The 20,129-nt window shown below is 35.9% G+C and carries 16 protein-coding genes and 1 other RNA gene; 15 read left to right on the top strand and 2 right to left on the bottom strand.

All coding sequences use genetic code 11. The features are described from left to right. Window positions 1–16 precede the first annotated feature (16 nt). From tgt to CD112_RS00140, 12 genes are all read left to right on the top strand, one after another. Entirely contained in the window at window positions 17–1,156 is a 1,140-nt protein-coding gene (gene tgt / locus CD112_RS00085) for a tRNA guanosine(34) transglycosylase Tgt (protein ID WP_002481122.1), read from the top strand. Between the two features lie 17 nt (window positions 1,157–1,173). Further along, window positions 1,174–1,434, top strand: coding sequence for a preprotein translocase subunit YajC (yajC, locus tag CD112_RS00090; RefSeq protein ID WP_002481121.1), 261 nt, complete (start codon window positions 1,174–1,176; stop codon window positions 1,432–1,434). A 432-nt stretch (window positions 1,435–1,866) separates the two neighbouring features. Beyond that, window positions 1,867–4,143, top strand: a complete 2,277-nt coding sequence (secDF, locus tag CD112_RS00095) for a protein translocase subunit SecDF (protein ID WP_023016068.1) — start codon at window positions 1,867–1,869, stop codon at window positions 4,141–4,143. Between the two features lie 138 nt (window positions 4,144–4,281). Continuing rightward, window positions 4,282–6,555, top strand: a complete 2,274-nt coding sequence (gene recJ / locus CD112_RS00100; RefSeq protein ID WP_103363648.1) for a single-stranded-DNA-specific exonuclease RecJ — start codon at window positions 4,282–4,284, stop codon at window positions 6,553–6,555. Window positions 6,556–6,573: 18 nt separating this feature from the next. Further along, complete coding sequence (locus CD112_RS00105; protein WP_103363649.1) at window positions 6,574–7,092, top strand: adenine phosphoribosyltransferase; 519 nt, start codon at window positions 6,574–6,576, stop codon at window positions 7,090–7,092. A 350-nt stretch (window positions 7,093–7,442) separates the two neighbouring features. Then, the gene (locus CD112_RS00110; protein ID WP_103363650.1) at window positions 7,443–9,632 is read left to right on the top strand and encodes a RelA/SpoT family protein; all 2,190 of its coding nucleotides are present in this window, start codon (window positions 7,443–7,445) and stop codon (window positions 9,630–9,632) included. 15 nt (window positions 9,633–9,647) lie between these two features. Then, window positions 9,648–10,100 carry a D-aminoacyl-tRNA deacylase gene (gene dtd, locus CD112_RS00115; protein ID WP_002481116.1) on the top strand — a complete coding sequence of 151 codons (453 nt, stop codon included), beginning with the start codon at window positions 9,648–9,650 and terminating at the stop codon, window positions 10,098–10,100. Then, a complete protein-coding gene (locus tag CD112_RS00120; RefSeq protein ID WP_002481115.1) occupies window positions 10,097–10,972 on the top strand; it encodes an N-acetylmuramoyl-L-alanine amidase family protein in 876 nt (291 codons plus the stop codon). Before dtd ends, CD112_RS00120 begins: the two co-directional genes overlap by 4 nt. Before the next feature lie 325 nt (window positions 10,973–11,297). Then, window positions 11,298–12,572 (top strand): histidine--tRNA ligase, encoded by a 1,275-nt coding sequence (gene hisS, locus CD112_RS00125; protein WP_002481114.1) that lies wholly within the window; start codon window positions 11,298–11,300, stop codon window positions 12,570–12,572. A gap of 15 nt (window positions 12,573–12,587) precedes the next feature. Continuing rightward, window positions 12,588–14,354 carry an aspartate--tRNA ligase gene (gene aspS, locus CD112_RS00130; RefSeq protein WP_103363651.1) on the top strand — a complete coding sequence of 589 codons (1,767 nt, stop codon included), beginning with the start codon at window positions 12,588–12,590 and terminating at the stop codon, window positions 14,352–14,354. Window positions 14,355–14,426: 72 nt separating this feature from the next. After that, window positions 14,427–14,617: non-coding RNA, 6S RNA (gene ssrS, locus CD112_RS00135), on the top strand. A gap of 134 nt (window positions 14,618–14,751) precedes the next feature. Next, complete coding sequence (locus CD112_RS00140) at window positions 14,752–15,528, top strand: tRNA threonylcarbamoyladenosine dehydratase (RefSeq protein ID WP_023016063.1); 777 nt, start codon at window positions 14,752–14,754, stop codon at window positions 15,526–15,528. A gap of 51 nt (window positions 15,529–15,579) precedes the next feature. Here CD112_RS00140 and CD112_RS00145 read toward each other — a convergent pair whose 3' ends face one another. After that, on the bottom strand, window positions 15,580–16,860 hold the full coding sequence (locus CD112_RS00145; protein WP_060804777.1) for a replication-associated recombination protein A: 1,281 nt from the start codon (window positions 16,858–16,860) through the stop codon (window positions 15,580–15,582). Window positions 16,861–16,946: 86 nt separating this feature from the next. Between CD112_RS00145 and cymR the strand changes: the two genes are divergently transcribed. After that, window positions 16,947–17,366, top strand: a complete 420-nt coding sequence (gene cymR, locus CD112_RS00150; RefSeq protein ID WP_002481110.1) for a cysteine metabolism transcriptional regulator CymR — start codon at window positions 16,947–16,949, stop codon at window positions 17,364–17,366. A gap of 129 nt (window positions 17,367–17,495) precedes the next feature. After that, window positions 17,496–17,702: a CsbD family protein gene (locus CD112_RS00155; RefSeq protein ID WP_002481109.1), complete on the top strand. Its 207-nt coding sequence runs from the start codon at window positions 17,496–17,498 to the stop codon at window positions 17,700–17,702. Window positions 17,703–17,799: 97 nt separating this feature from the next. Here CD112_RS00155 and CD112_RS00160 read toward each other — a convergent pair whose 3' ends face one another. After that, window positions 17,800–18,804 (bottom strand): LLM class flavin-dependent oxidoreductase, encoded by a 1,005-nt coding sequence (locus CD112_RS00160; RefSeq protein ID WP_002481108.1) that lies wholly within the window; start codon window positions 18,802–18,804, stop codon window positions 17,800–17,802. Window positions 18,805–18,986: 182 nt separating this feature from the next. Here CD112_RS00160 and CD112_RS00165 point away from each other — a divergent pair, with 182 nt between their 5' ends. Then, a complete protein-coding gene (locus tag CD112_RS00165; protein WP_103363652.1) occupies window positions 18,987–20,129 on the top strand; it encodes a cysteine desulfurase family protein in 1,143 nt (380 codons plus the stop codon).

A 20,129-nucleotide genomic window follows, 5' to 3' on the forward strand; every position in this document is an offset into this window, starting at 1 on the left:
GAGTCGTGAAAAAGTTATGCCTGCAGTAACTTATGAACATATCAAAACATGTAAACAATCCGGTGCAAGGTTAGGAATCGTGCATACACCGCACGGTTCGTTTGAAACACCTATGTTTATGCCAGTAGGAACTCAAGCTACCGTTAAAACTATGAGTCCTGAAGAACTAAGGGAAATTAATGCACAAATCATTTTAGGCAACACATACCATTTATGGTTGCAACCCGGCAATGACATTATTAAACGCGCGGGTGGTTTGCATAAATTTATGAATTGGAATGGCCCGATTCTGACTGATTCTGGTGGTTTCCAAGTATTCAGTTTAAGTAATTTACGTAAAATCACAGAAGAAGGTGTTCATTTCAGACATCATAAAAATGGTTCTAAATTATTCTTGAGTCCTGAGAAAGCGACAGAGATTCAAAATGATTTAGGTTCAGATATTATGATGGCATTTGATGAATGTCCGCCAATGCCTGCTGAATATAAATATGTCAAAGACTCTATCGAAAGAACAACAAGATGGGCAGAGCGTTGTCTGAAAGCACATAAACGACCAGAAGACCAAGCTTTATTCGGAATTATCCAAGGTGGAGAATATAAAGATTTACGTCAGCAAAGCGCTGAAGAATTAGTGAAGTTAGATTTTCCTGGCTATGCGATTGGCGGATTATCTGTGGGTGAACCTAAACCAGTCATGTATGACATGGTTGAATTTACTGAACAATTCATGCCTAAGGATAAACCACGTTATTTAATGGGTGTCGGCTCACCAGATGCTTTAATCGAATGTAGTATTCGTGGTATGGATATGTTTGATTGCGTATTACCAACACGTATAGCACGAAATGGTACATGTATGACTTCTAATGGTCGTGTGGTTATTAAAAATGCAAAATATGCAGACGATTTAAGTCCGCTTGATGAAAATTGTGATTGTTATACATGCCGTAACTATACAAAAGCTTACTTACGTCATTTAATAAAAGCAGAAGAAACTTTTGGTATACGCCTAACTACTTATCATAACTTATATTTTCTGTTAAAATTAATGGAGGATATCAGACAGGCCATTCGGGAGGATCGTCTTTTAGATTTTAAAGAGGAATTCTTTGAACAATATGGATTGAATGAAGAAAATCCTAAAAACTTTTAATTAAAGGAGTAATGTTTGTGAATTTAACCGGTCTTATTTTACCTATTGCATTATTAGCTTTAATGTGGTTCTTCATGATCAGACCACAACAAAAGCGTCAAAAGGAACACCGTGAAATGGTGAACCGTTTGGAATCAGGACAACACGTTACAACAATCGGCGGCATCAAAGGTGTCGTACGTGCAGTTGATGAAACAACAGTTGTCATTTCAGTTAACGACAAAGGCACTCAAATCACATTTGAAAAAGGTGCTGTAAAACAAGTTAATCCAGACTAATTAATGTTAGTATGACATAGTATAGGCAAGCGTAAGCGAATTACCTGTACATAGATTAACCCAATAAACATCCTAAAGCGATCCGATATAGATTGTTTTAGGATGTTTTAATTTTGTTTGAATTACTTTAAATGCATGAAAAGTTGTTTTAAATTAGTGTAGGAGCGTGTATAATTCAATATTGGAATACGATTTTATAAGGTTTTGCATAGTATTAACGTGATTTAATGTTGGTTTTAATTAATTGTACACGCTATGCATCACACAAAGTATTGTTCGAATTTTTGAAAGCTGAGTAAGGATGTAGTAAGCTATATAGGTTCATTCAATTGAAATGCAGTGTAAGAACAAACCGAAACGTTTGGTTTTAGCTTGCAGTTCATTTGAAAAATCAAGTATGCTATTTACATAAGTAAATAATGAGGTGTTCATGTGAAGAAAAACAGTAGAATAATTGCATTCTTGTTACTTGTTGTGTTGCTTTTTGCTGGCATGGCAGCAACTTACAAGAATGTAATTAAAGACGTTCGTTTAGGCTTGGACCTTCAAGGTGGATTTGAGGTACTTTACCAAGTTAATCCATTACAAAAGGGTGATAAGATAGACGATAAGGCTGTTCAAGCCACAGCCAAAACGTTAGAAAACAGGGTCAACGTCTTAGGGGTATCTGAACCTAAGATTACTGTTGAAGATAATAACCGTATTCGAGTACAACTTGCTGGTGTTAAAAACCAAAATGAAGCTCGAGACATTTTATCTTCACAAGCGAATTTAACGATTCGCGACTCAGACGATAACGTTAAATTAACAGGTAAGGATTTAGTTCAAGGTTCTGCAAAACAAGAGTTTAAGCAGAATACCAACCAACCGGCTGTTACTTTCAAATTGAAAGATAGTAAAAAATTCAAGAAAGTCACAGAAGAGATTTCAAAACGTAAAGAAAACGTGATGGTTGTTTGGTTAGACTACGAAAAAGGCGATAGTTACCAAAAAGAAAAAGAGAAAAAAGACCCGAAATATGTTTCAGCAGCGTCAGTTGATCAACCTATCAACTCTGACAGTGTAGAAATTTCTGGTGGATTTAATGGCGAAGAAGGCGTTCAAAAAGCAAAACAAATTGCTGACTTATTGAACTCTGGTTCTTTACCAGTACATCTTAAAGAAATTTACTCTAACTCTGTAGGTGCACAGTTCGGTCAAGATGCATTAGATAAAACAATCTTCGGTTCATTATTAGGTGTCGGAGTCATTTACTTATTTATGGTAGGATTCTACAGATTACCTGGTATTATTGCCGTAATTACATTAACAACATATATCTACTTAACTTTAGTAGCCTTCAACTTCATTCATGGTGTACTTACATTGCCAGGTTTAGCGGCACTGGTACTTGGTGTCGGTATGGCGGTTGATGCGAACATCATCATGTATGAACGGATTAAAGATGAGTTGAGAATCGGACGAACATTGAAACAAGCTTTCCACAAAGCGAATAAGAGTTCCTTTATTACGATTTTAGATGCGAACTTAACAACTGTCTTAGCGGCAGCTGTGTTATTCTTCTTTGGTGAAAGTGCGGTTAAAGGTTTCGCTACGATGTTATTACTCGCAATCTTAATGAGTTTCGTGACAGCAGTATTCTTAACACGTATCTTATTATCATTGTTAGTACAATCAAATTACTTCAAGAAAAGTTTCTGGTTATTTGGTATTAAGAAGAAAGACAGACATGATATCAATGAAGGTATTGATGTGTATCAATTAAAAACACCTTATGATCATTGGAACTTCATGAAACTTGCGAAACCATTATTCTGGTTCAGTGGTATTGTGATTGCTGCTGGTGTAGTGATTCTGTTTATATTCAAATTAAACTTAGGTATCGACTTTACAAGTGGTACACGTGTTGATATGAAAGCAGATCATAAGATTACACAAGAAGACGTTACAAAACAATTAGACAAAGCGCATATGAAGCCTGACCGTATTTCATTATCTGGTAATAACGATAGCGCTTCTGTTCAATTTAAAAATGATTTGAGCAAAGACGAAGTTGCTAAAGTTAAAAATGTGATGAAAAAAGAATTCGGTAATGAACCTACTGTTAACACAGTTTCACCGGTGATTGGTCAAGAAATTGCGAAAAACGCATTACTTTCATTGATTTACGCATCCATCGGTATGATTATATACATTTCATTACGATTCGAATGGCGAATGGGCTTATCATCTATCATCGCATTACTGCATGATGCCTTTATGATTGTTGCGGTATTCAGCTTGTTCAGAATTGAAGTAGATGTAACATTTATCGCAGCAGTTCTAACAATTATCGGTTACTCTATTAACGATACAATCGTTACATTTGACCGTGTACGTGAGAACTTGCATAAAATCAGGGTGATTACTAAACCAGAACAGATTGACAAAATTGTAAACCGTTCAATCAGACAAACACTGACACGTTCAATCAACACTGTATTAACAGTTGTGATTGTTGTAGTCGCATTATTAATGTTCGGTGCATCAAGTATCTTCAACTTTGCACTTGCATTATTAATTGGTTTAGTTTCTGGTGTATTCTCATCTGTGTTCATCGCTGTACCTTTATGGGGCATGATGAAAAAACAACAGCTTAAAAAAGCACCAAATCATAAACTTGTCGTTTATCGTGAAAAACGTAAAAACGAAGATAAAATTCTGGTTTAATAGAACGAGAGTATTAACTCCTGGACTTTTTAGTCTGGGAGTTTTTTTATGATGTAAAACGCTATGTTTGGTAGAAGTTGCTTTTTATTTTATGAGTTCTTCTGTATAATGACATATGGAAAAGAGGGAAGTCGTTATATGATTAAAGCTAAGTATAAATGGGATTTACAATCGAATATATCAGAAATCACATCAGATGACGCTAAAGCATTAAAGCTTACACCTATCGTACAAAAAATATTACAAAGCAAAGGTGTAATAGCGTCTTCTGAAATCAAACAATTACTAGAACCATCTCAAATTCAGCATGACCCTTATGCGTTAAGTGATATGAAGAAAACTATTGAACGTATCAATCAAGCACTTGATAAAAAAGAACGTATTTTAGTTTATGGAGATTATGATGCTGATGGGGTAACATCTACATCTATATTAGTCAGTGCATTAAGAGAACTTGGTGCAGAAGTCGGATGGTATATTCCAAATCGATTTACTGAAGGATATGGACCAAATGAAGCAGCCTTTAGAAATGCAGCGGATGAAGGTATCGATTTGATTATTACAGTTGATAATGGTATCCAAGGTCATCATGAAATGCTAGTGGCTAAAGAATTAGACATAGATGTGATTATTACAGATCACCATGAAATTGGTGAAACGTTACCGGAAGCTTATGCGATTGTGCATCCGATGCATCCAGATTTTGACTATCCATTTAAATACTTAAGCGGTGCAGGGGTCGCATTAAAAATTGCTCAAGCATTACTTGATCATCCTGCACACGAATTTACAGCTTTGGCAGCCATAGGTACAGTTGCTGATTTGGTCTCATTAACAGATGAAAACCGAGCTATTGTACAACAAGGTATAAAGGTGATGAACAATCATCCATCAGTTGCCATCGAAGCGCTGCTAAGTCAAGCAGGGTATAACGACGCGATAAACGAAGAAACGATTGGTTTTATAATAGGACCGCGTTTGAATGCAGTAGGCCGTCTAGATGATGCAAGTTTAGCAGCGGAATTGTTAATGTGTGAAAGTGCGGAAGAAGCGGAATTCTTAGCTGAGCAAGTTGAACATTTTAATCAAGAACGAAAAGATATTGTTCAAGAGATTGCAGACGAAGCACTTGAAATGGCACAAGCGGAAGTAGAAGCTGGAAACCGCTTCTTAATCCTTGCCCAAGAAAATTGGCATGAAGGTGTTCTTGGCATCGTTGCCTCACGAATTGTTGAAACATATGGCTTGCCGACGATCATTCTAAACATTGATACTGCACAAGATTTTGCGAAAGGTTCTGCTCGCAGTATTGAACAAGTTTCAATGTATGAGATGCTAGATAAAGAAAGACCATTGATTTCAAAATTCGGTGGGCATCATATGGCAGCAGGAATGACTTTACCAATTGAAAATATAGAAAAGCTTAAAACAGCGTTAAATGCTCATATGGCAGAACTCGCAAAATACGAAGATTTAACACCTAGGAAAAAAGTAGATTTAGTATTAAGCGAATCTGATATTACGGTTAAAAATATTTCAGATATTGAAAAGTTACGACCATTCGGTACAGACTTTACTAGTCCTGTGTTTGAATTAGATGGGATTCAAGTCAAACAATCTAAAGGGATTGGTCAAGAAGGCAAACATTTAAAAATGACACTAGGTGATTCTAAGTTACAAGCCCTTTATTGGCAAAATGGTGCATATGCACACCAACTAGAACCGAACGAGCCCTTAAATTTAATCGGGACCTTACAAATAAATGAATGGAATGGTAATCAATCACCTCAATTCATGGTACAAGATATGGCTTCAGAACAGCTGCAAATTTTAGACTTCAGAGGCAAAGCACGTCAACATGAGATGCATGATAATGCATCGACTGCAGAAATTATCAATGCACAGGCTGAAAAAGCACATGAACATCAATATTTCTATGGAGATATAATTGAACAAGTTTATGACAGATATATCTTTAAAGAGTTACCATTGGATTTAGAAACCATGGCACAAACATTAAAGTCAATTCAAGCCAGTCAAATTATTTTAGAGTTGAACCATCAACACTCTATTTATTTTGACGGCATGCCGCAAATGAACCATTTTAAGGCGTGCTATAAAGCCTTATTTATGAAAGATGAAATCAACTTAGAACAAGATGGAATGCAGTTATGCAACTATTTAAAAATCAAACCGCCTTTATTGATATTTATGCTCAAAGTCTTTAATGAATTAGATTTTATTGAGAATAATCATGGTATAATTAAAGTGAATAAAAATGTAGATAAAAAGGACATTACTTCTAGTAAGCTTTATCAAGCAAGACTTAAACGGATAGATGTTGAGAAATTCTTGTTATATGATGACTTTTCAAAGGTGAAACTTTGGATTAAAGAACAGCTAGCTAAGTAATTAGGAGGAAATAAATAAATGGATTTAAAACAATATGTTTCAGAAGTACAAGATTGGCCTAAAGAAGGCGTCAATTTCAAAGATATCACAACGATTATGGATAATGGGGAAGCTTATGGTTATGCGACAGATCAAATCGTTGAATTTGCTAGAGAAAAAGAAGTAGATATCGTTGTAGGTCCTGAAGCACGTGGCTTTATCATCGGTTGTCCTGTAGCGTATTCAATGGGAATCGGATTTGCACCAGTACGTAAAGAAGGCAAACTTCCTAGAGAAGTCATCAAATATGAGTACAACTTGGAATATGGTACTAACGTTTTAACTATGCATAAGGATGCTATTAAACCAGGACAACGCGTCTTAATTACTGATGATTTGCTAGCGACAGGCGGCACGATTGAAGCTACAATCAAACTCGTTGAAGAACTAGGAGGTGTTGTAGCTGGTATTGCCTTTATCATCGAATTAAAATATTTACATGGTTATGAAAAGATTAAAGACTACGAAGTATTAAGCTTAATTTCATATGATGAGTAAAATAATGTATCGCTTACTAGTGAAGGGTAAGCGATACATTTATTTATTTGCAAAATTTGTTTTTTGTTTTTAAATAAAAGTTAATTCTACAAGGTGAGCTTGTAAACGACACTGACAAGATAATTGCGAAAGTTCACACAATACGTCGAAGTATAGTGGTTCAATTATCTGTCAATGTATAGTAGAATAGATATATTATTTAATATAAATGTAAGTTGTGATAAAAGGAACGAGTTGAAAATAGGCTGGTAACCTATATAACTATTGTTGAAATACGAAATATTCAAACAAACTGACAAGCAGTTTATAAAATAAAATGTACTTAAAAAGAAGATGTGGGGGTGTCTAATGTGAATAATGAATATCCATACAGCGCAGATGAAGTCTTATATAAAGCAAAATCCTACTTATCCAAAGAGGAGTATGAACATGTCTTGAAAAGCTATCATATCGCATATGAAGCGCATCAAGGCCAATTCAGAAAAAATGGTTTGCCTTATATTATGCACCCGATTCAAGTAGCTGGTATTTTAACTGAGATGCATCTTGACGGACCGACTATTGTTGCAGGCTTCTTACATGATGTAATTGAGGATACTCCTTACACATTTGATGACGTAAAAGCGATGTTTAACGATGAAGTAGCCATGATTGTTGAAGGGGTTACGAAATTAAAGAAAGTCAAATATCGTTCTAAAGAAGAACAACAAGCTGAGAACCATAGAAAGTTATTTATTGCGATTGCCAAAGATGTACGTGTTATCTTAGTTAAATTAGCAGATAGACTGCATAATATGCGTACTTTAAAAGCGATGCCGAGAGAAAAACAAATTAGAATTTCTAAAGAAACATTAGAGATTTACGCACCTCTTGCACACCGTTTAGGGATTAATACAATCAAATGGGAACTTGAAGATATAGCGCTTCGTTATATCGATGGTGTACAGTACTTCCGTATCGTCAATCTCATGAAGAAAAAACGTAGTGAGCGTGAAGCTTATATTGCAAACGCGATAGACAATATACGTGCTGAAATGGATAAAATGCATATTTCAGGTGAGATTAACGGCCGTCCTAAACATATTTACAGTATCTATCGTAAAATGATGAAACAAAAGAAACAATTCGATCAAATCTTTGATTTATTAGCAGTGCGTATTATTGTTGATTCAATTAAAGATTGTTATGCGGTATTAGGTTTAGTACATACTTTATGGAAACCGATGCCTGGCAGATTCAAAGACTATATTGCGATGCCTAAACAAAACATGTATCAATCGTTGCATACCACTGTTGTAGGTCCTAATGGCGATCCTTTAGAAATTCAAATCAGAACACATGAAATGCATGAAATTGCTGAACACGGGGTTGCGGCGCATTGGGCTTATAAAGAAGGCAAGAAAGTCACTGATGATAATTCAAGTTATGCTAAGAAACTATCATGGTTGAAAGACTTGGCAGAAGCGGATAAAACAGCGAATGATGCACAAGAATTTATGGAATCATTGAAGTTCGATTTACAAAGTGATAAAGTATATGCCTTCACACCACAAAGTGATGTGATTGAATTACCTTATGGTGCAGTTCCGATTGACTTCGCCTATGCCGTACACAGTGAAGTCGGCAACAAAATGATCGGTGCAAAGGTCAATGGTAAAATCGAACCGATTGATTACGTATTGCAAACTGGAGATATTGTTGAAATACGAACAAGCAAACATTCCTATGGACCAAGCAGAGACTGGTTGAAAATTGTTCGTTCTTCCAGTGCAAAAAGCAAAATTAAAAGCTTCTTCAAAAAACAAGACCGTTCTTCAAACATTGAAAAAGGTAAGTTTATGGTAGAAGCGGAAATTAAGGAACAAGGCTTTAAAGTTGATGAAGTATTGACAGAAGCGAATATAGATATCGTCAATCAAAAATATAATTTCTCAAGTGAAGATGATTTATTTGCGGCAGTAGGTTTTGGCGGTGTGACATCATCACAAATCGTTAACAAGTTAACGGAAAAACAACGTATTCTTGACAAGCAACGTGCATTGAATGAAGCGCAAGAAGTCACAAAATCTGTACCGATTAAAGACAATATCACCACAGACAGCGGTGTTTATGTTGAAGGTATTGAAAACGTATTGATCAAATTATCTAAATGCTGTAATCCGATTCCAGGTGACGATATTGTAGGTTATATTACTAAAGGACATGGTATTAAAGTACACCGTACAGATTGTCCGAATATCCGAAATGAAAAAGAACGTTTGATCAGCGTAGAGTGGGTGAAATCTAAAGACTCTACACAACGTTATCAAGTTGATTTAGAAGTCACTGCCTATGACCGCAACGGATTACTTAATGAAGTACTACAAGCGGTTAACGCAACTGACAGTAATTTAGTTAAAGTATCAGGTAAATCTGATGTTGAAAAAAATGCTATTATTAATTTAAGTGTGATGGTTAAAAACGTCAACGAAGTATTTAAAGTCGTAGAACGTATTAAACAACTAGGAGACGTCTATACAGTAACAAGAGTTTGGAACTAACTGAGGTGTATATAAATGAGAGTAGTAGTACAACGTGTCAAACAAGCATCTGTAACAAATGAAACGTTAAATAATCAAATTGGAAAAGGTTTATGTTTGTTAGTTGGTGTCGGTAAAGATTCGACTGAAGCAGATGTGCAAGCAGTGGCAAAAAAGATAGCCAATGCAAGAATCTTTGAAGATGAAGAAGGAAAAATGAATTTGAATGTTCAGCAAATCGGGGGTGAGATATTATCTATATCTCAATTCACGTTATATGCTGATGTTAAAAAAGGCAATAGACCTGGCTTTTCAAATTCTAAATCTCCAGATGAAGCAAATCGCTTATACGAAGCATTGAACGATACATTACGTACTTATGACTTAGAAGTTAAGACAGGTGAATTCGGTACTGATATGTTAGTGGATATCGCAAATGACGGTCCTGTGACGATTATTTATGAAAGTCAGGACGGCAAAGTGATATGAACCGAATAGAACGGTGGTTTAAAAAGCATAGACTTAAACCGATTCCCGTACTCATTGCTGCACTCTTAATTATTATTGTTGTATTTACGATAATTCTCGTTGCCAATTATCAAGATAAACATGATGATAGTGTAACAATGAAAGAAGATGCAGAATTAAGAACGGGTCCTAACGCCGTCTATCCTGAGATTTTTCCTGCTGAAAAAGGTGAAACATTCCATAAACTTGATAAAAAAGGTAAATGGATTTATGTTGAAACGAGTAATGGCAAGCAAAAAGGATGGGTGGCTGGATGGCATACGGATTTAGATATTCCGCCAGATAATGATCCGAATGCTAAGCCGTTAAAAGGCAAAGTGATTGTACTGGACCCTGGTCATGGCGGTGGTGACCAGGGAGCAGCCAGTGGCACTAAGTATAAATCTTTAGAAAAAGTTTATACTTTAAAAACTGGATTGGAGTTAAAAAAGAAACTTGAGCAAGAAGGCGCAACTGTTAAAATGACGCGTGACAATGATAATTACGTCAAACTGAAAGATAGAAATCTTAAAGGTGATGCGTTTATCAGCTTACATAATGACGCTTTGGAGTCTCCTGAAGCAAATGGCGCAACAGTATATTGGTACAAGAAAAAACAAGAAGATTTAGCACAAGTTTTAAGTATGAGTATACAGAAAAAAGGTTTGCTGTCACCAAAAGGTGCAAGACAGGAAAATTATCAAGTATTGCGTCAATCTAAAATACCAGCTGTGTTAATTGAACTAGGGTATATCAGTAATCCAACAGATGAGATGATGATACGAGATAAATTGCATCGTCAAATATTAGAACAGTCTATTGTTGATGGTTTGCGTATGTATTTTTCAGCTTAAATAGTTGCAATCAATGCTTAAAATCGTTATGATAGTATCTGAATAAAATAATTAAAACCGTTACGATTCTTGAATAGACATTACGAAATGATACAAGAGAAATAATCCTAGGCTGAAAGATTATTCAGAGTAATTTTGTCATTATTGAACACAAGAAGAGGTGAAGGTAAATAGTTACTGTTTATCTTCCGTACAACATACGTTAAATGTTTAAAGTGGAACTGTGCTATACAGTTCAATTAGGGTGGCAACACGGAAAATTCGTCCCTTGTGTGATAGTGATATCATACAAGGGGCTTTTTTATTTCTAAAAGGAAGTGACGATATGATTAAAATCCCACGTGGTACACAAGATATTCTGCCTGATCAAAGCAGAAAATGGAGATATATTGAAACAAAATTAGATGAATTAATGGAACTTTATAATTATAAAGAAATTCGCACACCTATTTTTGAAAGCACTGACTTATTCGCAAGAGGTGTCGGCGATTCAACAGATGTTGTACAAAAAGAAATGTATACATTCAAAGATAAAGGTGATCGCAGTATTACATTAAGACCAGAAGGTACTGCAGCAGTAGTTCGTTCATACATTGAAAATAAAATGCAAGGTGATCCGAACCAACCGATTAAACTTTACTATAATGGTCCGATGTTCAGATATGAACGTAAACAAAAAGGGCGTTATCGTCAATTTAATCAATTCGGTGTAGAAGCAATCGGTGCCGAAGATCCAAGTATTGATGCTGAAGTTTTAGCAATGGTAATGCATATCTATGAATCATTCGGCTTAAAACACTTGAAACTTGTGATTAATAGTGTGGGTGACTTTGATTCTCGTAAGGAATATAACGAAGCGTTAATTAAGCACTTTGAACCTGTCATTGATACGTTCTGTAGTGACTGCCAATCTCGCTTGTATACGAATCCAATGCGTATTTTGGATTGTAAGGTGGATAGAGATAAAGAAGCGGTTAAAACTGCACCACGCATCACTGAATATTTAAACGAAGAATCAAAAGCTTATTATGAACAAGTTAAAAGTTATTTAGATGAATTAGGTATTCCTTATGTGGAAGATCCAAACTTAGTTCGTGGTCTGGATTATTATACACACACTGCTTTTGAATTAATGATTGACAGTCCAGATTATGATGGTGCCATCACAACACTATGCGGCGGCGGACGTTACAATGGTTTATTAGAATTACTAGATGGACCAAAACAAACAGGTATTGGTTTCGCATTAAGTATTGAACGTTTACTACTTGCGTTAGAAGAAGAAGGTATCGAAATCGAAGATGAAGATCATTTAGATTTATTTATTGTAACGATGGGTGAAAAAGCGGACCGTTACGCAGTTAAATTATTAAATGATTTACGCCATCACGGTATTAAAGCAGATAAAGATTACTTGAAACGTAAAATTAAAGGTCAAATGAAGCAAGCGAACCGTGTAGGAGCTGAATATACGATTGTAATCGGCGACCAAGAACTTGAAGATGGAAATATCAATATCAAACATATGGAGAGCGGAGAATCAGAAGCGATTCAACTCACGGATTTAGTTTCATATTTTGAAGAGAAGAAAGCGAAATAAGAGGAGAGAGTAATTATGAGTAAAAAAACAACTTATTGTGGTCTTGTAACGGAAGACCTTTTAGGACAACACGTCACTTTAAAAGGATGGGTACACAATCGTCGTGACTTAGGTGGATTAATCTTTGTTGATTTACGTGACCGTGAAGGCTATGTACAAATCGTCTTCAACCCAGACTTTTCTAAAGAGGCATTAGAAGTTGCGGAATCTATCCGCTCTGAATACGTGATTGAAGTTGAAGGTACAGTAACAAAACGTGATACTGAAACTGTAAACCCTAAAATTAAAACAGGTAATGTTGAAGTACAAGTTGATAAAATTAATATCATCAACAAAGCACAAACTCCGCCATTTTCAATAAATGATGATTCACAACAAGTGGATGAAAATATCCGTTTAAAATATCGTTATTTAGATTTAAGAAGACAAGAACTTGCGCAAACAATCAAAATGCGTCACCACATTACACGCGCAATTCATGAATATTTAGATAAAGAAGGTTTCTTAGATATCGAAACACCTTTCTTAACTAAATCAACACCAGAAGGTGCACGTGACTATTTAGTACCATCTCGTGTGCATGAAGGTAAATTCTATGCGCTACCGCAATCACCACAATTGTTCAAACAATTATTGATGATCAGCGGCTTCGATAAATATTACCAAATCGTAAAATGTTTCCGTGACGAAGACTTACGTGCAGATAGACAACCTGAATTCACGCAAGTCGATATTGAAATGAGTTTCGTAGACCAAGAAGATGTTATGGAACTTGGTGAAGACATGCTGAAAAGTGTTGTAAAAGATGTTAAAGGTGTTGAATTGACTGAACAATTCCCACGTATGACATACGCAGAAGCTATGTCACGTTATGGTTCTGATAAACCAGATACACGTTTTGACATGGAGTTATTGGATGTTTCAAAACTAGGAGAAACAATGGACTTCAAAGTCTTTAAAGATACAGTAGAAAAAGGCGGAGAAGTAAAAGCATTAGTTGCGAAAGGTGCTTCAGACAAATATACACGTAAAGATATTGATAAATTAACTGAGTTTGTGAATATCTATGGCGCAAAAGGATTAGCTTGGGTCAAAGTTGTTGAAGATGGCTTAAGCGGACCAATCGCAAGATTCTTTGAAGATGAAAATGTTGAAACATTAAAATCTTTAACAGATGCAGAAGCAGGAGATTTAGTATTATTTGTTGCAGATAAACCAAGTGTTGTCGCACAAAGTTTAGGTGCATTACGTGTAAAATTAGCGCATGAGTTAGGCTTAATTGATGAAGATAAATTAAACTTCTTATGGGTAACAGATTGGCCGTTACTTGAATATGATGAAGATGAAAAACGCTATGTAGCAGCGCACCATCCTTTCACATCACCTAAAGATGAAGATTTAGACAAATTAGATTCTGAACCAGAAAAAGCACAAGCGAAAGCGTACGATATCGTATTAAACGGTTATGAATTAGGCGGCGGTTCAATCAGAATCCACAATGGTGATATTCAAGAAAAAATGTTTGAAGTCTTAGGCTTTACAAAAGAAGAAGCACAAGATCAATTCGGCTTCTTACTTGATGCATTCAAATATGGTGCACCACCACATGGCGGTATTGCATTAGGTCTTGACCGCTTCGTCATGTTATTAACAGGACGTACAAACTTACGTGATACAATCGCATTCCCTAAAACTGCGTCAGCTGTATCATTAATGACACAAGCACCAAGTGAAGTTTCTAATAAACAATTAGAAGAATTAGCATTGCGCATTCGTCATTAATAGAAAAATTACACTTTGAGAGTGTTTATATTTGCAATTACCATTTTATGTGGTAATATCTAAGTATAAGATAGTCGTCTGAAATACTCGTAGTTTGCTGTATGTATTTTGACCTAACACTCTTTGATCAGGGAGCCCAATAGGTTTTCTTGCAGCGCACACGCCTCTTAAGGAGGACTTGCAAAACAAGAAACAGGGCACCCACCTGTAATTAGCAGGCCAAAATGATCAAGCTCTAATAACTACGGTACAACGGATTCTATCGTACGTAGGACTTCGGTCCTACGTATTTTTTTTATTTTCTTTTCAAAGTTTGGCTTTTTTCACGAAATAATATTATCTAAATTTGTTATAATGGTATATGGTAGTAAAGTTAGATTAAAGGAGTATAGATTTGATGAAACATCAATTTTCACGTAATGAATTGGCATACGGTAAAGAGGGACTTGATTTATTAAAACAACAAACAGTTGCAGTACTTGGCGTTGGGGGCGTTGGGTCTTTTGCAGCAGAAGCTTTAGCTAGAACAAATATCGGCCATATCATTTTAATTGATAAAGATGATGTGGACATTACTAATGTGAACCGTCAATTACACGCACTTACAACGACTATCGGTCAAAGTAAAGTGACATTGATGGAAGAACGTATCAAATTAATCAATCCAGATTGTAAAGTAACTTCTTTACATATGTTCTATACCGAAGAAACGTATGAACAACTGTTCAATGATTATGATATTGATTACATTATTGATGCGAGCGACACAATTATTTATAAAGTGCATTTGATGAAAGAATGTTTGAAACGCGGCATTAAAATCATTTCTAGTATGGGTGCTGCAAATAAAACAGATCCAACACGTTTCCAAATTGCCGATATTTCTAAAACGAATACAGATCCTATCGCAAAAATAATTAGACAAAAATTGAAAAAAGAAGGTATTAAAAAAGGGATTCCAGTTGTTTTTTCAGATGAAAGTCCAATCGTCATCAGAGAAGATGTTAAAGAAACAGTCGGCGATAAAAATGCGGCAACGCGTAAAGGTCAAATGCCACCATCTTCAAATGCATTTGTGCCAAGTGTAGTAGGCTTAATTTGTGCAAGTTATGTCATCAACGATGTCTTAAAAGATATACCTGTGACTAGAATCAAAGATAAAAACCAAAAATAAAAAGGCTGATGTAGAATCGTAGACTGACTACGATTCTTCTATCAACCTTAATTAACGCTTGTTTTGCTGCTTAGTAATATTGTCATAGATTTGTTTAAGTTGCTGTTCAGTTTTAGATGTTGTTTTAGGATGGTAATAATGTCTGTTTTTAAGTTTATCCGGCAGATATTGCTGTGGTATAAAGCCATTCTCAGAATCATGCGGATATTGATAACCAATTGCATGACCTAATTCTTTAGCGCCTTTATAATGACCATCTTTAAGATGATTAGGCACTTGGCCGACATGACCTTTTCTAATATCAGATAAAGCAGCGTCAATGGCTTTGATACCTGAATTTGATTTAGGTGATAAGCATAATTCAATAACTGCTTGACTGAGCGGAATGCGTGCTTCTGGAAATCCTAAACGTTCTGCAGATTCAATGGCAGCGAGTGTACGTTGCCCGGCACCAGGGGATGCTAAACCGATATCTTCATAGCTGATCACTAGTAATCTTCTCGCGATGGTTGGGAGATCTCCTGCTTCAATCAGTCGTGCAAGATAATGTAATGCGGCATCAGTATCACTGCCTCGAATTGATTTTTGGAAAGCACTCATGACATCATAGTGCATGTCACCATCTTTATCACTGACAAAGCTGCCTTTTTGCATACAATCTTTGGCATCTTCTAAAGAAACGTGAATTTTGTCATTCTCATCAGGTTTAGCACTTAGTACTGAAAGTTCTAAGGCGTTTAAAGCACTGCGCACATCACCGTGACTTTGAGTGGAGAAGTATTGCATTGCATCATGATCAACTGTTGCATGATAGGAAGCAAGACCGCGTTCTTCATCAGCTAAAGCGCGTTCTAATGCTACAGCAACATCTTCTTCTGTCAGAGGATAGAGTTCAAATATCTGTGCTCGTGAACGAATAGCAGGATTAATCGCATGATACGGATTGGATGTTGTCGCACCAATAAGTACTATTTTTCCGTTCTCTAAGTGAGGTAACAGGAAATCTTGTTTAGCTTTATCTAAACGATGGATTTCATCAAGCAGTAAAATGACTTGACCAGACATTTTCGCTTCTTCAACCACCATTTGCATGTCTTTTTTGGTATTTGTCACAGCGTTTAATTGTCTGAACTTAAACTGTGTAGAACCTGCGATGGCTTTCGCAATACTGGTTTTTCCAATACCAGGAGGTCCATAAAAAATCATTGAAGTCAGTCGTTTGGATTCAACCATTCTTCTAATGATACCTTTTGGACCAACTAAGTGTTGTTGTGATATGATTTCATCTAGGTTTTGCGGACGCATTCTAGATGCTAAAGGTTCGTTAGTCAAGATAGAGTCACACCTTTCTATTACTATATTAACGTAAAAAATGCTAGAATTGAATAAAATAAAATCGGATTAAGCGAGGTAATAAAATGAAAATTTCAACAAAAGGGAGATATGGCTTAACCTTAATGATTTCTCTTGCTAAGAGGGAAGGTCAAGGTTGCGTATCGTTAAAAACTATTGCAGAAGAAAATAAATTAAGTGATCTATACCTAGAACAATTAGTAGGACCTTTAAGAAATGCCGGATTGATTCGTAGTGTACGCGGTGCTAAAGGTGGATACCAACTCCGTGTCCCAGCTGATGAAATTAAAGCCGGAGATATTATTCGCCTGCTTGAAGGTCCGATTTCATTCGTTGAAAGTATAGATTCAGAGCCGCCAGCACAACAAGAACTTTGGTTGCGCATGAGAGACGCAGTCAGAGAAGTATTAGATGGCACAACGTTAAAATATTTAGCAGACTTTAACGATACTGATAAACGCGATAATTACATGTTCTATATTTAATAAGTATTGCAGTTCAACTACAGGTTGTTGGACTGCATTTTTTAATGCGTAATATGGATATGTTTGTTCAAATTCACATGTGGTATTCATATAATGTAACTAGATTTGAAATATTTGGAGGAATCGATTATGGCAAATAAAGGCGAAGACAAATTAGAACAAGCAAAAGGCAACGTTAAAGAAACAGTAGGTAATGCTACTGATAATAAGAAATTAGAAAATGAAGGTAAAGCAGATAAAGCTTCAGGTAAAGTTGATGAAAAAATCAATGATGCTGCAGACAAAGCAAAAGATGCAGCTGGCAAATTAAAAGATAAATTCAATAAAGATAAATAATTATCAATCAACAAATAGAAATAACGGGCAGAATCTTAAATGGTTCTGCCCGTTATTTGTGTTTTAATCAAAATAACTAATCAACGTATATATATATTTATTTACGAACTTGTTTCATAACACGTTGCAAGCGTTCGAATGACTCTTTTTGTTTTTCTTGATCATAGATATAACTGATTGCCATCAATTCATCAAACTCGCCGTAGATATCCATGAATTTTTCGATTTGTTGTTTAACAGTTTCTTCTGAACCTACTAATGAAACACCTAAGCGACCTTTTGCCATTTGTAATTCTGCAGGAGTAAGCACATCTGCTAAATTATCAATTGGTGGTTGCAGCGGTTCCATTCTGCCGCGTGTAATGCTCACTGTAACTTGTGCTAATGTTGTTGCTAATTTTTCAGCTTCTTCATCTGTTTCAGCAACAATCGCATTCAAGCATACAATCATATATGGTTTGTCTAATACTTCAGATGGTTCGAATAATTCTTTATAAATGGACATAGCTTCTCTCATTTGTTGCGGTGCAAAGTGACCAGCAAATACATAAGGTAAGCCCATTCTTGCAGCGAGATGTGCAGAGTCTGTAGAAGAACCTAAAATATATAACGGAACGTTTTTATCAACAGCAGGATATGCACGTACGTAGCCTTGTTGGTTTTCTGGTCCGAAGTATTTTTGTAGTTGTGCAACTTCTTCAGGGAACGCATAAACACCATTATGTTGATCTCTGCGTAATGCGCTCGCTGTCATCATATCTGTACCCGGTGCACGGCCTAAGCCTAAATCGACTCGGTTTTTAAACATTGTTTCTAATGTACCGAATTGTTCAGCTACGACTAATGGTGCATGGTTTGGCAACATAATACCGCCTGAACCGACCCGGATGTTTTTCGTATGCTCTAATGTGTGTTGAATCAATAACGCTGTCGCAGAACTCACTAAATTCGGAGCGTTATGATGTTCTGCAATCCAATATCGTTCATATCCTAATTCATCTAGATGTTGAGCTAAGTCCACCATATTATCGATGGCTTGCTTCTCATCTTCACCTGATTTAACAGGTACTAAATTGAGTGCAGAAACTTTAATTTCACTCACATAAAGACCTCCTCGTTTTGAATGATATATTAATTATAACAAGAACAAATATTAGAAAGAATTTTATTGCTTAAAGCATGTGCTTTGCATGTTATAATATTTGTGGAACAGAGTACTAGAAAAATTGTAGTGTTGGTGCTAGAATTGGAACATTGATAAAATTGTGAGGAAGTGTCTGACAAATGGAAGTATATGCAGATTATGCAGCAACAACTCCAGTAAAAGAAGAAGTAATTGATAAGATGATGGAATTGTATGCGAAGCATTATGGCAATCCTTCATCCATTCATCGTGTAGGTAGAGATGCCAGACAATATTTAGATGCATCACGTAGAGAAATTGCGTCATTATTAAGCGCAACGCCTAATGAAGTGATTTTCACTAGTGGGGCAACTGAATCTAATAATACTGCGATTAAAGGGTTAGCATATGCTAATCAACATAAAGGAAAGCATTTAATTACATCAAAAATTGAACATCATTCTGTCTTGCATGTATTTGAACAACTAGAGCGTGAAGGCTTTCACGTTACGTATTTAGATGTTGATCGTGAAGGTATCATCGATTTAGAACAATTAAAGGCAGCTATGAGTGATGAAACTATTCTTGTTTCTATCATGTTTGTGAACAATGAAGTAGGTACCGTACAGCCGATGTATGATATAGAAGACATCGTTAAAGCACATGATGCTTATTTACATGTGGATGCTGTACAAGCAGTTGAACATCTGCCGATTGAATTTGATGATTTTAAATTCGATACAATGAGTATAACAGCACATAAATTCGGTGGCCCTAAAGGTGTCGGTGCATTGTTAGTTAAACCGAAGACACCTATTCAATTTTCACAACTTGGCGGTGAACAAGAAACAAAACGTCGTGCAGGAACAGAAAATGTACCGCAAATTGCGGGAATGGCTGAAGCATTAAAGTTAGCTACAGAACATCGTGATGAAAACAACATTCATTTAATGAATCTTAAAGAAACATTTTTAGTCAACTTACAAGAACGCAGTATTCCATTTGAAGTGAACGGTTCAATGACCGATACAACAGGACATATCTTGAACTTGTACTTCCCATTCATCGATGTGGAAACGATGTTAACTTTGCTTGATTTAGCGAATATTGCAGTCTCATCAGGCTCTGCATGTACTGCAGGTTTAACTACACCATCACATGTCTTAGCAGCCATGTATGGTGATGACGACCCTAGAACAAAACAATCTATCCGCTTCAGTTTTAACGAATTAACAACTGAACGTGACATTAAATATATCGTAGCAGAAATACAGAAAATTTATTTGAAATTTAAGGAGGAATAA

The sequence above is a fragment of the Staphylococcus simulans genome (assembly GCF_002902285.1).
In the GTDB taxonomy this organism is placed as follows: domain Bacteria; phylum Bacillota; class Bacilli; order Staphylococcales; family Staphylococcaceae; genus Staphylococcus; species Staphylococcus simulans.